Origin of the sequence: Mycobacterium sp. SMC-16, from assembly GCF_046250085.1 — a bacterium.
GTDB lineage: Bacteria > Actinomycetota > Actinomycetes > Mycobacteriales > Mycobacteriaceae > Mycobacterium > Mycobacterium phocaicum.
Window position 1 is genome coordinate 2,828,071 of the sequence record NZ_CP176427.1, and the last position, 13,899, is coordinate 2,841,969.

Here is a 13,899-nt window from a genome sequence, read left to right on the forward strand (position 1 = left end):
CCACCAGGCTAGTCGTAGCTGAATCGATCAATGCAGTGAGATGCCCCACCGGGCCCACTTTTCACCTGACCTGCAGGTTCACTTCGCCAGTAGCGGCCTGAGCAATTCCGCGACGGCGGTGATGCCGCCTGGCTGATAACCGTTGAGGCTCGTAACCGGGCTGATGATGACGCCGTCGATGCCCGCATCGAGCACCTTGGTCTTGATCTGGTCGGCCACCTGCTCCGGGCTGCCGTAGACGGCCTGCTGCTTGAAATCATCGGGGATGACGTCGGCGGTGACGTTCTCGTCGATGATCGCGATGGCGAGGTGGCTGGTCTCCAACGTGGCGGGGTCGCGGCCAATCTTCTCGCAGGCCTCTTTGACCACCTGCACCTTGCGGGGCAGCTCGTCGAAGCCCGCGATGACGTTGAGGTGGTCGAAGTGCTTGGCGGCCAACGGAATGGTCTTCTTCTCGCCGCTCCCGCCGATCATCAGCGGGATGTGGTCGCGGAAGCGCGGCTCTGCCATCGCCTCACGCGTCCGGTAGTACTTGCCCTCGACGGTGGGCCGTTCCCCGGCGAGCATGGGCAGGATGATCTCGAGCGCCTCGTCCAGCTTGTTGAACCGGTCGGTGAACGTCCCGAACTCATAGCCCAGTGAATCGTGCTCGAGTTCGAACCAGCCGGTGCCGATGCCCAGGACGGCGCGGCCCTGACTGATGACGTCGAGCGTGGTGATGGCCTTGGCCAGCAATGTCGGGTTGCGGTAGGTGTTGCCCGTGACCAGCGTGCCGAGCTGCACCTTCTCGGTGGCCACGGCGAGCCCGCCGAGGGCGGTGTAGGCCTCGAGCATCGGCTGGTCGGGGGTGCCGATCATCGGCAGCTGATAGAAGTGGTCCATCACGAAGACCGAGTCGAAGCCCGCGGCCTCGGCTTCCTGCGCCTGGGCGATGACGGTCGGGTACAGCTCGCTGACACCGGTGCCGTAGGAGAAATTGGGGATCTGCAAAGCGAATCGAATCGTCACGATTCGACCCTAGTCACCAACCATGTTGCCGCGTCGCGGTTTTCGCCGGGCGCGAAGCCCGGGCGAATCGGGAATAAATCCTCGGGTCAGGCGAAGGTCGCGAGCGCGCCTGCGCTCACGTGCAGCGTCTCGCCGGTGATGTGGCGGGCGGCGGGCGTGGTCAGGAAGAGCGCGAGCTTGGTCAGCTCGGAACCGACGGTCGCGCCGCTGGTCTCGACGCCGTCGTAGCCCGCTTCGGAGCCACGGCCGGCGGCGACCACGTTGATGGTGATGCCGCGGATGCCGAAGTGCTCGGCCTGCCCGGCGGTCCAGTTGGACACGGCCGCCTTGATCGCGGCGTCGGCGGTGCCGTCCTTGGGGCACTCCGGCACGACGGTCACGATGGCACCGCCGGAACGCATCTGGTCGCCGAGGATCTGGACGGTCAGCACGGCCGACAGCAGCGAGGAGTCGAGGGTGTTGCGCCACACGGCGGCGTGCTCGGCCAGGGTGTAGGTGCGCGGGTCGCCGGCGGACCAGACCGGAGCCGGGACGTTCACGATGGTGTCGAGGTGCTGCGGCAGCTTGTCGCGCATCTGCTCCAGCGCGGCGCCGTCGGTGTTGTCCAGCACGATCGACTCGACTTCGAGTTCTTTGGCGGCCACTTCGAGCTCGTCGCGGCGGGCGCCGGCGATGACGACGTTGTGCCCGGCGTCGCGGAATCCTTCGGCGATGACGCGGCCGAGGTCGGTGTCGCCTCCGGTGACCAGAACGTCCATGAGCAGGGCCTCCTCGTGTGCAACGCTGAACGCGGTTGCGGCCATGTTACTGGACAGTAGCTAGCTGACGAAACTCGCCACGCGGAGGAATGGGCCCTAGGGTTTGGCGAATGTGGCTCATGCGCAAGTTGATGCGTGCTGTGGCGGTGTTGGCGCTGTTCGGCAGTGTGAGCGCGCTCTCCGCGTGTGATTCGGGTTCGAAACCGTCGGGCCCTGTGGTCAACGTCTACGCGGCCGCGTCCCTCAAGCAGGCGTTCACCGCGCTCGCCGACCGCTACGAGAAGGACAACCCGGGCGCGGACGTGCAGTTCAACTTCGCGGGCTCGTCATCGTTGGTGGAACAGTTGACGCAGGGGGCCAAGGCCGACGTGTTCGCCTCGGCCGACGCCAACAACATGACCAAGGCGGCCAAGGCCGGGTTGCTCGCGGGCACCCCGGTGAACTTCGCATCCAACACGCTGGTCATCGTGACCCCGCCGGGTAATCCCAAGCAGGTCAACAACTTCGGTGACCTGGCCCGGCCCGGGCTGAACGTCGTGGTGTGTGCCCGTCAGGTGCCGTGCGGCACGGCGGCGCGGAAGGTGGAGAAGATCGCCGGCGTGGAACTCAAGCCCGTCAGCGAGGAGACGTCGGTGACCGACGTGCTGAACAAGGTCACCAGCGGCCAGGCCGACGCCGGCCTCGTCTATGAGACCGACGCCAGATCGGCAGGTGACAAGGTGTCCAAGGTCGACATCCCGCAGGCGGCGTCGGCGGTGAACATCTACCCGATCGGGGTGCTGAAGTCATCGGCCGACGCGGCGGCCGCCCAGCGGTTCGTCGACCTGGTCACGAGTGACACGGGCCGCCAGACCCTGGCGCAGTTCGGGTTCGCGAAGCCTTGAACCCTGGGCTGCCGCGCTGGATCTACGTCCCCGCGGCACTGGGTGCGTGGTTCGTCGTCCTGCCGCTGATCGCGGTCGCGGCGAAGGTCGACTGGTCACGGTTCCTTGAGCTGATCAGCAGCGAGTCGTCGGTGATCGCGCTGGTCCTGAGCCTCAAGACCGCAGCCGCCAGCACCGTGCTGTGTGTGTTGCTGGGGGTGCCGATGGCACTGGTCCTGGCGCGCAGCGGGTCGCGCGTGGTGCGCTGGACCCGCCCGCTGATCCTGCTGCCGCTGGTGTTGCCGCCCGTCGTCGGCGGTATTGCGCTGCTGTACGCCTTCGGCCGCCTCGGGCTGATCGGCAGGTACCTCGACGCCGCGGGGGTGCACATCGCCTTCTCGACGACGGCGGTCGTGCTGGCGCAGACGTTCGTCTCACTGCCGTTTCTGGTGATCGCCCTGGAAGGGGCGGCCCGGACGGCCGGGTCGCAGTACGAGGCGGTCGCGGCGACGCTGGGCGCCCGCCCGACCACGGTGTGGCGCCGGGTCACGCTGCCGATGCTGGCGCCCGGCCTGGTGTCGGGTGCGGTGCTGGCCTTTGCGCGGTCGCTGGGGGAGTTCGGCGCCACGCTGACGTTCGCCGGCTCCCGTCAGGGCGTGACGCGCACGCTGCCGCTGGAGATCTATCTGCAGCGCGAGGCCGATGCCGACGCGGCCGTGGCGTTGTCGCTGGTGCTGGTCGTGGTCGCGGCCGTCGTGGTGCTGGCGATGGGTGGCGCCCGGTTCAGTCACGGGCCTTTCGAGGCGGAGGGCCGGCAGTGACGGGCGGTCTCGCGGTACGCGCGATCATCGAGGCTCGCGGCATCGACGTGGAGTTCGACGTCGCCGCAGGCGAGGTGCTGGCCGTCGTCGGACCCAACGGCGCGGGAAAGTCCAGTGTGCTGCACGTGATCGCCGGTCTGCTGCGGCCCGACGCGGGCACCGTGAGGGTGGGCGAGCGCCTGCTGACCGACGCGGCATCGGGCGTGCACGTCGCGGTGCACAACCGGCGGGTCGGCCTGCTGCTGCAGGACCCGGCGCTGTTTCCGCACCTGACGGTCGCCGGCAACGTGGCCTTCGGGCCACAGGCCCGCCATCTCCACCGCCGGGGCGCACACACCGAGGCGCGGCGGACGGCCGGACGCTGGCTGGGTGAGGTCGGTGCCGCCGAACTGGCCGATCGCCGGCCGGGCCAGTTGTCGGGTGGTCAGGCGCAGCGCGTCGCACTGGCCCGAGCGCTTGCCGCCGAACCTGACGTGCTGCTGCTCGACGAACCGCTCTCCGGTCTGGACGTCACGGCCGCCTCGGCGATGCGCCGCCTGCTGCGTGGCGTCCTGGGGACGGGCGGGCGCAGTTCGGTGCTGGTGAGTCACGATCTTCTCGACGTCGTCACGTTGGCGGATCGGATCGTGGTCATCGAGGGCGGCCGCATCGTCGAATCGGGCGCCGTCGCCGACGTGCTGACCGCGCCGCGGACGGCGTTCGGGGCGCGGTTCGCGGGCGTGAATCTGGTCAGTGGGCGCGCCGGTGACGACGGCGGTTCGGTGCTGGCCGCGGGGCAGACATGGCGCGGAGTGTGGGGGCCTGCCGTGACGCCGGGCGGTCCGGCGATCGCGGTGTTCGCTCCGGCGGCGGTGTCGGTGTGCCGGGAGCGGCCCGCCGATGACGTCAATGTCGTCGCGGTCGGGGTCGCGGAGCTGGATCACCGTGGACCGGTCATCCGCGTTCGTGCCGAGGCTACGGACGACGGCGGCGGGGGTCTGGCGGCCGACATCAGCGCGGAGGTGGCGGCTGGTCTACGGCTGATTCCGGGGGAACAGGTGTACTTCGGCGTCGATCCGCGGGACGTGGCGATTCGGCCCGCCTGACGGCACGCCCGGAGCGTCCCGGGCCACGGCGGGGCACCGCGGCGCCTCAGCAACCGAGCGATATTGCCGTGGTCTGTCCGGATACCGGAAGCGAGCTAACCAACTCGCGAGGGAATTAGCCGCAACTCGCACTTGCGTCACGCCGGTAACACTGTATTTTCGTCCCCATGCGACACCCGGATGCGCGGACAAGTGCCCGCAAACGCCTTCCGAAATCACTGACTGCTGCTGTGGCAGGTGCGGCGGCCGCGGCGATCGCGCTGCCGAGCGCGATCTCGTATGCCGACCCGGTGCCGCCAGCTCCTGCGCCCGCCCCGGCGCCTGCTCCGGCACCCGCCCCGGCCGGGGAACCGGCACCTGCTGCGCCTCCGGCGGTCGACGCTCCGCCGCCGCCCGCAGTGGACCCGGCCGCACCGCCGGCCGACCCCAATGCACCGCCGCCACCTCCCGCGGCTCCCGGCGCACCGGCCGTACCGCCGGCCCCGGGCACCGCTGCGGGTGCGGCTCCGGCTGCCGCCCCAGCGCCGCCGGCTGAGCCCGGCCGGGTCAACAACGACGCCGGTGGCTTCAGTTACGTTGTGCCGCAAGGCTGGAAGATCGCCGACGCGACGCAGCTGTCCTACGGTCAGGCGCTGCTGACCAAGGCCCCGGCCGCGGGTTCGGAGCAGGCCCCGAGTGACACCAGCGTGCTGCTGGGCCGTCTGGACCTGAAGCTGTTCGCCGGCGCCGAGTCGGACAACGGCAAGGCCGCCAACCGGTTGGCCTCGGACATGGGCGAGTTCTTCATGCCCTTCCCCGGCACCCGTGTCGGCCAGGAGACCACGGCGCTGACCGCCGGCGGGCTGCCGGGCGCGGCATCGTTCTACGAGGTCAAGTTCACCGACACCGGCAAGCCCAACGGCCAGATCTGGGCGGGCGTCGTCGGCAACCCGCCGCCGGACGCCACCATCCGCAGCCAGCGCAACCCGCAGCGGTGGTTCGTCGTGTGGCTGGGTTCGGGCAACCACCCGGTCGACAAGGCCGCCGCCGTGACGCTGGCGCAGTCCATCCGCCCGTGGAACCCGCCGCCTCCGCCGCCGGTCGATCCGAACGCGCCGCCCAAGCCCGCCGATCCGGCCCACCCGATGGTCGGCGTGCCGGTGCCGGTGACGAACGCGCCGCCGGAGATGGCCCCGGCCGGATAGTCGCCCAAAGAATTGAGGACCGTGCCCAACCGGGCGCGGTCCTCAATTCTTTTCGGTTCGGTTTCTATGTCGTGCTCTTCGACTTCACGAAGCGGTAGATGAGCACCAGGATCACCGCGCCGACCAGCGCGCCCCAGAAGGAGTGCTCAATCGGCGGGCGGAAATCGAGCTTGTGGGGCGCGTAGACAACACTGCTCAACGTGCCGCCGACATAGCCGCCGGCGATGCCCAGCACGCACGTGAGAATCCACCCCATCTCGTCCTTGCCGGGTACGACGAACCGGGCGATGGCTCCGACGATGAGGCCGAGAAGGATCAACCAGACGATGTGCATCATTGTCATGACCTTTCGATTGACTGATACATCTCGAGGCTAGCCCGGTTCGGCGCACGACAAACACGTCTGAAACGCAGCAATCTGGTGACGGTTCGGGGGCCAGTCGCGGGGCGGGGCGGCCTAGCTGAAATGCCAGACCGCGGCCGCGGCGAGTGCGCCCATGCCGTTCAGCGACCAGTGCAACGCGATCGGCGCGAGCAGGCTGCCGGAGCGGCGCCGCAGCCAGCTGAAGACGAATCCCGCGGCAGCGGTGGCGACGACGGCCATGGCCACGCCGGCGATCATGCCGACCACCCCGCCACCGAGAACCCGGGTGAATCCGACGTTACTGCTGGTCAGGCCCAGCGAGGTCGCGATGTGCCAGAGCCCGAACAGCAGCGAGCCGGCGGCGGCCACACCGCGGAACCCCCAGGCCCGGTCGAGCGTGCCGTGCAGTACGCCGCGGAAGGCCAGCTCCTCGGGGATCACGGTCTGCAGCGGAATGATGATCATCGAGGCCAGTAGGGCGCCGGAGATCGTCGCGTAGTGGTTGTTGAGGAACATCGGCCGGGTCCACGGCAGCAGCACGCCGGCGGCGATCACCGACCCGACGAGCAGGATCGCACCGAGCGCGTAGCGCATGCCGGTCCGCCAGTGCGCGCGGCCGAGACCGAGCTCGGTCCAACCGAGACCCCGTTTCCGGACCAGGGCCACCAGGCCGAGCGCCGCGAGCGGCACGACGACGATGTTCGCCCAGGGGGTCGTGAAGTGGGCCAGCAGGTTGGTCGCGACCAGGACGGCCACCACGACGGCCACATCGATGTAGACGCGCGGGTGCCGCACGGCTGGTGAGCCGGTCGGTAGGCAGGGTGCAGCGGCGGCTGCCGAGGCGTCGATCATCTGTGCCCAGTGTACTGATATGGGGCAATGGGCCAGGTCACAACAGTTGGCGACGATTGCCGGACTGGAGCACGACGACAGCACGGCATTCAGCGACGGTCCTTCCACTGTCGGTATTCCGCGGGCAGACACACCGCGCAAGGGCGGTATCCGGCAGCGGCGGCGGTGTCTTCGTCGGCGAAGAACACCCGGTGGGTGCGGTAGCCGCCGGCGGCGATGGCGCGCAGTGCCGATGGGCAGTCGAGGCGCCCATAGAGCTTGCTGCGCCGGTGGCCGCCCAGGCGCCCCGGCTCCGCGCTGGGATAGGGGCGGCCGTGGGCATCGATGAGGGTGTAACTGCTCACGCCGCGTCGTGGAAGATCAGGCCCAGCGTCATGCGGGATCCTGAGCGCAGGGTCGAAACACCATGGCGCACAGGGCCGACGGCCCATCCGCGTTTCGATGCCACCGGCCGCTCGCGGGTGGTGATGACCAGCCCGTGGCCGAACGGAATGGAGAGGGCCGAGCCGCGCGACTGAGCGCGCGGCCGCTGCTCGTAGAGGAGGAACTCGCCGCCGGTGTAGTCGACCTCCGGCCGGGTCAGGTTGATGACGACCTGGAGCGGAAAGACCAAGTCCCCATACAGATCCTGGTGCAGGGCGCACCAGCCGCCGGCGCCGTACTTCAGCAGCAGCGCGGTGGTCCGCGTCTGGCCCGCCCGGTGGCAGGTCTCCAGCCAGTCGTCGAAGCTGTCGGGCCACGGCGGGTCGCGGCGTAACCTCGTCCACCAGTCCCGGGCGATCGGCAGCAGCCGCGGGTAGAGGGCGTACTTGAGCTCGGTGACGATCTCGGGATAGGGCCGGTGGAAGTAACGGTACTGGCCTTCGCCGAACCGGTAGCGGGCCATGTCGATGGTCGACCGGAATCGGGTCGCATCGGGGTAGATCGCCGCGAGTCCGGCGGCCTCGGCCGGGGCGACGAGAGGTCCGGTCAGCGCGCCGCCGACGGTCTCGAGCTCGGTGCGGACGGCTGCCCAATCGGTGGCGGCGACGCGCTGCTGCCAGACGTTCACGCCGCAGCCTCCAGATCGAGCAGCAGACGCTTGGCCGCCGGGCCACCGAGGTAGCCGCCCATCCCGCCGTCGCTGCGGACCACCCGGTGGCATGGAACCACCACGGGCAGAGGGTTTTTCGCGCATGCCGTGCCCACGGCGCGGACCGCTCTGGGGCTGCCGGCCAGTGCGGCGACGGCGGCATAGCTGGCGGTCTGCCCATAGCCGATCTCCGGCAGGTGGTGCAGCACCGCGGCGCGGAATCCGGCGGCCAGCCGCCAGTCCAGCGGGACGTCGAAGGTCCGACGGGCGCGGGTGAAGTACTCGTCGAGTTCGCGGGCCACCGCGTCGAGCCGGGCCGGCGCCTGCAGGATGCGCGGGCTCACCTTGTCGGCGAGCTGCTGCAGCACGGCGTCATGGTCTTCGACGGCATAGGCGACGCGGATCAGGCCGTGGTCGGTGGCTGCCAGCAGCAGCGGCCCGACGGGGCTGTCGACCGTGCGGTACGCGACGTCGAGGACCCCTTCGCGCTGGGCGGCGGCCGCCAGCCGGTTGTGCAATTCAGCCATCCGGCCCGGGTCGATGTCGGTGCTGCGCGTCAGGTCGCTGGTGATGGTTTCGGCGTTATTCATGGGTGTCTCTTTTCCCGAGCGCCGTGACTCCGATGAGTTCGGCGCGGTAAGCGCGTCGTAGCGTGGCGATGCCGTCGCTGGCGGCGCGGCGGGCGGCCGCGGCGGTGCCGCCGAGAATCTCGGCGATCTCGTTGTAGGGCAGGCCCCCGAGGTAGTGGTAGGCCACGGCGTGCTTCTGTTTGGGTGGCAGCCCGTCTACCGCGGCCGCGAGATCGTCGAAGTCGCGGACGTCGCCGGGACGTGCCGGCTCGGGCACGACGTCGGTGGGAATCGGCTGGCGCGTCCGCGTTCGGGTGATGTCGATGGCCTTGTGGTGCGCGATGGTCACCAGCCAGGCCTCGAGATTCGCGTCCACCGGCAGATCGGGGTAGGCCTTCAGGGCCGCCAGGAACGTCTCCGACCAGGCGTCGTCGGCGTCGTGTGCGCCGACGATGGCGCAACAGACCCGAAAGACCGTCGTGCCATGGTCACGCACCACGGTCTCGAAGGGCGGTTTGGCTTTCACACCCAGTAGACGCTCCGTCGTCGGCATTTGTGAGGTCTCGATCCTCACCGATTTACCGATGCTAGGTGGCGCGGGTGGCCCGTCTAGTTGGTCGACGGTGTGGGTGGTGGTTCGAAGGGTTGGTACCACCACCATTGGGCGCGTTCCCCGGTCGGTCCGGGGCACGGCGGCACATCAGGGCGGGCTGTGGTGGGTGGCCGCGCAAGGGATCCACCGTCCAGTTGTCGGCCCGCGGCATCGGTGACGACCAGCCGATCGGCCGGACCGGTGATGGTGATGACCCGCTGGTGATGCATCCGGTGGTGATACGGGCACACCAGCACCAGGTTGTGCAGCTCGGTTTCCCCGCCGTTCTCCCAATGAATGATGTGATGCGCGTGCAAGCCGCGGGTGGCCCCGCACCCGGGGACCCGACAGCAGCGGTCGCGATGCTCCAGCGCGCGACGCAACCGACGACTGATGGTGCGGGTGCTGCGCCCGGCCCCGATCGGCTGACCATGTTTCTCGAGCCACACCTCGCACGTGGCGTCGCACAACAGCAGCCGGCGTTCCTCATCGGTGAGCACCGACCCCAGATGCAAGGCGGCCGTGCGCTGTTCGAGGTCCATGTGCGCCACGACGGTGGTGCGCTGCCCGTGCGGCCGCCGTGCCACGTCGGCGTCCCAGCCGGCCTCGACCACACTCATGAACGCATCCACACCGTTCGGGAACGGCGGTGCCTGCTCCGACACTTCCCCTTCGGGGTCTTCGTGGTCGCGTTTCCAGTCCGCCACCAACGCATCCTGATGCGACGCCATCGCCGCATCGAACTTCGCCGCCTCCAACTTCGGCAGCCGGATCTTGTACGTGACCGAGCCGTCGTCGTGGCTGGTCTTGGCGATCGACCGCGGCGCCTCGGGCTTCGATTCCGGCTCGGGCTCGGGGCGCGGTTCCAGTTTCACCGCAGTCCGCAACTGCGTGACCGTGGCGGATTCGGCGAACTGCGCGTAATGCTCATCAGAACCCTCGCCGGCATGCTCGGCGACCACCCCGACCTGATCCAGCGACAACCGGCCCGCACGCATCGCCTCAGCGCAGCGCGGGAACTCCTCCAGCCGGTGCGCCACCGCCACCATCACTTCCGCATTACGCGGCGACACACCGGTTTTCCACGCCATCATCGACGCCATCGACCGGGCACCGGTGGCACCCCAGAGCCCGTCACGGTCGATCTCGGCGGCAATCTGCACCAGCCGTGCGTCGATCGCGTTGCGCTGACCGGTCAGCTCACCGATCTCCGCGAAGAACGCATCCATGCGCTCGCACGGCGACGACTCAACATCGAAAGCCGTTGCGGTGCTGGACATGACACCATCAAACCAGAGGGGCCCGACAAAAACGGCGACGCGCTATCCGGCCAACGTGGCCAGCGAAACCGACGGATCGGCGAGCGCCCCGACATCGACCGGCCGTCGAGACCGGATGAGCTGCTTGATGTCGTCGAGGCCTTCCCAGATGTTGACGTTCATGCCGGCGAGCACGCGGTGGCCGCCGTCGAGCCAGAACATCGTGAACTCGCGCGTCCCGAGATCGCCGCGCGTGATGGCCATCTGGTACTGCGGCGCGTATCCCACATATTCCATGCCGAGGTCGAACTGGTCGGTGAAGAAGTACGGCAATTCGTCGTAAGTGCCTGGCGTGCCGAGCATTCCGTCGACAGCTACCGCCGGCTGCTTGAGCGCGTTGGCCCAGTGTTCGGTACGGATGGGGACGCCGAACAGCGGATGCTCGGCCGCCGCGATGTCGCCGACGGCGTAGATGTCGTCATCGCTGGTCTTGAGGGATTCATCGACCGCGACGCCGCCGTCGGCGATCACCAGCCCGGAGCGTTCCGCGAACTCGACGTTCGGCTCGGCGCCGACGGCGACCAGTACCGCGTCCGCCTCGACGGTGGATCCATCGCCGAGCCGCAGCCCCGTCGCTTTGTGGTCAGCGGTGGTGATCTCGTCGACCGTGGTGCCCAAGCGCAGATCGACGCCGTGGTCCCGGTGCAGCCCGACGAACACCTCACCGGCTTCCTTGCCGAGGGAGGCCTGCAGCGGCAGCGCGGCGGTTTCCACCACCGTCACGTCGGCGCCGAGTCCGCGGGCACTGGCCGCGACTTCGAGCCCGATCCAGCCGGCTCCGATTATCGCCAGCCGCCGGCCTTCGGTGAATTGGGCCAGCAGCTCGGTGGCGTCGTCGACGGTGCGCAGGTAGTACACGCCGTCGGCGTCGGACCCCGGGATCGGAGGCTTGCGGGAGCGGGATCCGGTGGCCAGCAACAACTTGTCGTAGTGCTCGTGGTCGCCGGAGTTGAAGGCCACCATGTGCGCCGTTCGATCGAGCGTCGTGACCTCGGTGCCGAGTTTCAGATCGACGTCGTGCTCGGCGTACCAGCTCTGCGGCTGCACCGTGAACTCTTCGACGGTCTTCTTGCCGGCCATGTATTCCTTGGAGAGCGGGGGACGCTCGTAGGGGAGCCGTTCTTCGGCGCCGAACAACACCACCTGTCCGTCAAAACCCTTGCCGCGCAGGGCTTCCGCGGCTTTGGCGCCCGCCAGCCCGCCGCCGATGATCACAAAAGTGGGTGAGCCGGCCATTCGAGATTCCCTTCATCGATCTGAATTCGTGGTTGCGAAGCTAGGTTTCGATACGTTGGCGCACGCTGTCGTCGAGCGAAGCGCGCACGAGTGCCGCCGCCAGCCGGGCATTCCGGTTCGGGGCGAGACTGCTGAGCTTCCGGGCGTCCGTCGGCAGGCCCAGGTCCTTGGCGGCGGCGAGCGCGCGATCGTCGAAATATGGTTGCGCCCAAGTCCAGACGTCCTGGATCTCGCGCAGGAAGATGTCGGCGCCCGTCCGGCCGATACCGTCGAACCCCTGCAGGGCCTTGGCCGCGGCCTTCACATCGTGGTGGGCCCGGATCCGGAGGTTGCGCAGGTCGCCGCCGTACTCGTCGTTGACCCGGGTGGCGATGCGGGTCATCCGGGTCGCCGAGCTCTCGTCGTATCTGGCGTAACCGACGCGCCCGAATGCCTTGATCATCTTGCCGCGGTCGGCCTCGAGTACCGCGGCCGGCGTGCGCAGCCCCGCGCGGAACAATTCTCGCGCCGCGGCGACCGCGGTTTCCGTGGCGATGGGCTTGCTCGCGAGCATGCACAGTGACAGCAGCTTGAACAGTGGCATCGGCTTGTCGCGGAGCGTGATCCCGGCTTCTTCGGCATACGTCGTACCGGCTGCGTCGAGCAGCCGCGCGACGATCTGCCGATCCCGTGCCATAACCCCCGCATACCCAACGGCGCGGAGCGCAAACGCTACTTCGGTGGCAGGGTGCCCGCGTAATCGACGCCGCGGTCGACCCAGGTCTGCAGCTGGCGTTTGGTTTTCAGGCCGTCGGGCGCGACGCGCAGCCAACCGCGCATCTCGCGGCCGCCCATCACCATCAGCCCGACGTGCGCGCGTCCCAGCAACTTCTCGCTGTCGTCGGGCGCAACCCGCACCAGCAGGCCACTGTCGTGACTTGCGGCCACGGACATGTGGCCGTTCAGCAGGAACGCCAGCCCGCCGAACATCCGCTTCTCCTCGATGCCGCGGACCGTGCCGAGTAATTCACGGATCCGGTTGGCCAGATCCTCGTCATAGGCCATGCCGTCAGTCTGCACCAAGAAGCCGTCGGCTTTGGCTATCTTGCCGCTGCACGGTCAGCGAACACGTTAGATTCCACACGTGCTGATCGCGGCGTTACGGGACCTGCAGTGGCGGCGCCGTCGATTTCTCATCGCGGTCGTCGGCACTTCCTTCGTGTTCGCGATGACGCTGGTGCTCACCGGGCTGGCCAACGGATTCCGGGTGGAGGCCAGCAGTACCGTCAACTCACTGGGCATCGACTACTTCATGATCCAGAACGGGGCGGCCGGGCCGTTCCTGGGTTCGTCGCCGTTCGCGCAGACCGAAGTCGAACGCGCACAGCGGCTTCCGGGCGTGCAGGCGGCCGCGGCGGTCGTCTACGCGGGGACCACGGCCCTCGACAACGGAACGCCGCGCACCATGAATCTGTTCGGCGCACCCACGGGCGGGCCCGGCATGCCGGCGATGTCGCAGGGCCGCCCGCCCGCCACGCCCGACGAGATCGCGGTGTCGTCGACGCTGGGCCGCAAGATCGGTGACCAGATGCACATCGCCTCCCACAACTTGCAGGTCGTGGGGATCGTCAACAACTCCACGGTGCTGGCGCAGCAGCCGAATCTGTTCCTGACAACCGTGGGGGCGCAGCGCCTGGTGTACGGCGGTCAGCCCGTCATCGCGTCGGTGGGTATCCGCGGCAATCCGGCCAAGGCGCTCGACGGCTACCGGCTGGTGGACCGCCGTGGCGCCATCGACGACATGATGCGGCCGTTGAAGGTCGCGGTGGACGCCATCAGCATCATGGCTGTCCTGCTGTGGGTGGTGGCCGCGACGATCATCGGCATGTTCATCTACATGTCCGCGATGGAACGCACCCGCGACTTCGCGGTGTTCAAAGCCGTTGGGGTGAAGACGAAGTCGATGATGGCCGGGCTGGCGATGCAGGCCGTTTTCATCGCCGTGTTCTCCGCGGCGATCGGCGTGCTGCTGGCGATGGTGCTCGGGCCGATGTTCCCGATGCGCGTCGACGTCCCGGCGGGTGCGTACCTGTTGCTGCCGGTCGTGGCCATCACGATCGGGCTGATCGCCAGCCTGGCGGGCATGCGGAGAGCGGTGACGATAGATCCGGCGATGGCATTCGGGGGGCCATAGACC

Annotated in this window: 17 protein-coding genes; 5 read left to right on the forward strand and 12 right to left on the reverse strand. The window is 68.7% G+C overall.

Features of this window, described 5'->3' with window-relative positions; all coding sequences use genetic code 11:
- Positions 1-78: 78 nt before the first annotated feature.
- Together ACJEIK_RS13665 and ACJEIK_RS13670 are read right to left on the reverse strand one after the other, a co-directional pair.
- A complete protein-coding gene (locus ACJEIK_RS13665) occupies positions 79-1,008 on the reverse strand; it encodes an LLM class F420-dependent oxidoreductase (RefSeq protein ID WP_267325765.1) in 930 nt (309 codons plus the stop codon).
- Between the two features lie 86 nt (positions 1,009-1,094).
- Positions 1,095-1,766: an SDR family oxidoreductase gene (locus tag ACJEIK_RS13670; protein ID WP_267325892.1), complete on the reverse strand. Its 672-nt coding sequence runs from the start codon at positions 1,764-1,766 to the stop codon at positions 1,095-1,097.
- Between the two features lie 131 nt (positions 1,767-1,897).
- On the opposite strand from ACJEIK_RS13670, the gene modA reads away from it, so the two are divergent.
- The 4 genes from modA to ACJEIK_RS13690 all read left to right on the forward strand — a co-directional run bounded on the left by modA (position 1,898) and on the right by ACJEIK_RS13690 (position 5,719).
- Entirely contained in the window at positions 1,898-2,650 is a 753-nt protein-coding gene (modA, locus tag ACJEIK_RS13675) for a molybdate ABC transporter substrate-binding protein (RefSeq protein ID WP_135355771.1), read from the forward strand.
- A complete protein-coding gene (locus ACJEIK_RS13680; protein WP_135355726.1) occupies positions 2,647-3,450 on the forward strand; it encodes an ABC transporter permease in 804 nt (267 codons plus the stop codon). Before modA ends, ACJEIK_RS13680 begins: the two co-directional genes overlap by 4 nt.
- The gene (locus ACJEIK_RS13685) at positions 3,447-4,535 is read left to right on the forward strand and encodes a sulfate/molybdate ABC transporter ATP-binding protein (RefSeq protein ID WP_135355727.1); all 1,089 of its coding nucleotides are present in this window, start codon (positions 3,447-3,449) and stop codon (positions 4,533-4,535) included. Before ACJEIK_RS13680 ends, ACJEIK_RS13685 begins: the two co-directional genes overlap by 4 nt.
- Positions 4,536-4,702: 167 nt before the next feature.
- The gene (locus ACJEIK_RS13690) at positions 4,703-5,719 is read left to right on the forward strand and encodes an APA family fibronectin-binding glycoprotein (protein ID WP_267325766.1); all 1,017 of its coding nucleotides are present in this window, start codon (positions 4,703-4,705) and stop codon (positions 5,717-5,719) included.
- A 64-nt stretch (positions 5,720-5,783) separates the two neighbouring features.
- Here the strand turns inward: ACJEIK_RS13690 and ACJEIK_RS13695 are convergent, their stop codons facing one another.
- The 10 genes from ACJEIK_RS13695 to ACJEIK_RS13740 form a co-directional block, all read right to left on the reverse strand.
- A complete protein-coding gene (locus ACJEIK_RS13695) occupies positions 5,784-6,056 on the reverse strand; it encodes a GlsB/YeaQ/YmgE family stress response membrane protein (RefSeq protein ID WP_061009519.1) in 273 nt (90 codons plus the stop codon).
- A 120-nt stretch (positions 6,057-6,176) separates the two neighbouring features.
- Positions 6,177-6,935, reverse strand: coding sequence for a CPBP family intramembrane glutamic endopeptidase (locus ACJEIK_RS13700; protein WP_409431605.1), 759 nt, complete (start codon positions 6,933-6,935; stop codon positions 6,177-6,179).
- A gap of 89 nt (positions 6,936-7,024) precedes the next feature.
- On the reverse strand, positions 7,025-7,279 hold the full coding sequence (locus ACJEIK_RS13705) for an Ada metal-binding domain-containing protein (protein ID WP_064857621.1): 255 nt from the start codon (positions 7,277-7,279) through the stop codon (positions 7,025-7,027).
- Complete coding sequence (locus ACJEIK_RS13710; protein WP_064857620.1) at positions 7,276-7,986, reverse strand: 2OG-Fe(II) oxygenase; 711 nt, start codon at positions 7,984-7,986, stop codon at positions 7,276-7,278. Before ACJEIK_RS13710 ends, ACJEIK_RS13705 begins: the two co-directional genes overlap by 4 nt.
- Positions 7,983-8,534: a methylated-DNA--[protein]-cysteine S-methyltransferase gene (locus ACJEIK_RS13715; RefSeq protein WP_061001940.1), complete on the reverse strand. Its 552-nt coding sequence runs from the start codon at positions 8,532-8,534 to the stop codon at positions 7,983-7,985. The genes ACJEIK_RS13710 and ACJEIK_RS13715 overlap by 4 nt, the downstream gene beginning before the upstream one ends.
- 55 nt (positions 8,535-8,589) lie before the next feature.
- On the reverse strand, positions 8,590-9,129 hold the full coding sequence (locus ACJEIK_RS13720) for an RNA polymerase sigma factor (RefSeq protein ID WP_409431606.1): 540 nt from the start codon (positions 9,127-9,129) through the stop codon (positions 8,590-8,592).
- A gap of 56 nt (positions 9,130-9,185) precedes the next feature.
- The gene (locus ACJEIK_RS13725; protein ID WP_406803396.1) at positions 9,186-10,448 is read right to left on the reverse strand and encodes an HNH endonuclease signature motif containing protein; all 1,263 of its coding nucleotides are present in this window, start codon (positions 10,446-10,448) and stop codon (positions 9,186-9,188) included.
- 42 nt (positions 10,449-10,490) lie between these two features.
- The gene (locus ACJEIK_RS13730; protein ID WP_135355731.1) at positions 10,491-11,723 is read right to left on the reverse strand and encodes an NAD(P)/FAD-dependent oxidoreductase; all 1,233 of its coding nucleotides are present in this window, start codon (positions 11,721-11,723) and stop codon (positions 10,491-10,493) included.
- Between the two features lie 40 nt (positions 11,724-11,763).
- On the reverse strand, positions 11,764-12,399 hold the full coding sequence (locus ACJEIK_RS13735; RefSeq protein ID WP_064857617.1) for a hypothetical protein: 636 nt from the start codon (positions 12,397-12,399) through the stop codon (positions 11,764-11,766).
- Positions 12,400-12,434: 35 nt separating this feature from the next.
- A complete protein-coding gene (locus tag ACJEIK_RS13740; protein WP_064857616.1) occupies positions 12,435-12,767 on the reverse strand; it encodes a TfoX/Sxy family protein in 333 nt (110 codons plus the stop codon).
- A gap of 79 nt (positions 12,768-12,846) precedes the next feature.
- Here ACJEIK_RS13740 and ACJEIK_RS13745 point away from each other — a divergent pair, with 79 nt between their 5' ends.
- On the forward strand, positions 12,847-13,896 hold the full coding sequence (locus ACJEIK_RS13745) for an ABC transporter permease (RefSeq protein WP_064857615.1): 1,050 nt from the start codon (positions 12,847-12,849) through the stop codon (positions 13,894-13,896).
- Positions 13,897-13,899: the final 3 nt, after the last annotated feature.

Excerpts from the sequence above, each read along its gene's own strand:
- ACJEIK_RS13670 (WP_267325892.1), bottom strand. The coding sequence starts at position 1,766 with ATGGACGTTCTGGTCACCGGAGGCGACACCGACCTCGGCCGCGTCATC.
- modA (WP_135355771.1), top strand. The coding sequence starts at position 1,898 with ATGCGTGCTGTGGCGGTGTTGGCGCTGTTCGGCAGTGTGAGCGCGCTC.
- ACJEIK_RS13690 (WP_267325766.1), top strand. The coding sequence starts at position 4,703 with ATGCGACACCCGGATGCGCGGACAAGTGCCCGCAAACGCCTTCCGAAA.
- ACJEIK_RS13695 (WP_061009519.1), bottom strand. The coding sequence starts at position 6,056 with ATGATGCACATCGTCTGGTTGATCCTTCTCGGCCTCATCGTCGGAGCC.
- ACJEIK_RS13700 (WP_409431605.1), bottom strand. The coding sequence starts at position 6,935 with ATGATCGACGCCTCGGCAGCCGCCGCTGCACCCTGCCTACCGACCGGC.
- ACJEIK_RS13715 (WP_061001940.1), bottom strand. The coding sequence starts at position 8,534 with ATGGCTGAATTGCACAACCGGCTGGCGGCCGCCGCCCAGCGCGAAGGG.
- ACJEIK_RS13720 (WP_409431606.1), bottom strand. The coding sequence starts at position 9,129 with ATGCCGACGACGGAGCGTCTACTGGGTGTGAAAGCCAAACCGCCCTTC.
- ACJEIK_RS13725 (WP_406803396.1), bottom strand. The coding sequence starts at position 10,448 with ATGTCCAGCACCGCAACGGCTTTCGATGTTGAGTCGTCGCCGTGCGAG.
- ACJEIK_RS13730 (WP_135355731.1), bottom strand. The coding sequence starts at position 11,723 with ATGGCCGGCTCACCCACTTTTGTGATCATCGGCGGCGGGCTGGCGGGC.
- ACJEIK_RS13735 (WP_064857617.1), bottom strand. The coding sequence starts at position 12,399 with ATGGCACGGGATCGGCAGATCGTCGCGCGGCTGCTCGACGCAGCCGGT.
- ACJEIK_RS13740 (WP_064857616.1), bottom strand. The coding sequence starts at position 12,767 with ATGGCCTATGACGAGGATCTGGCCAACCGGATCCGTGAATTACTCGGC.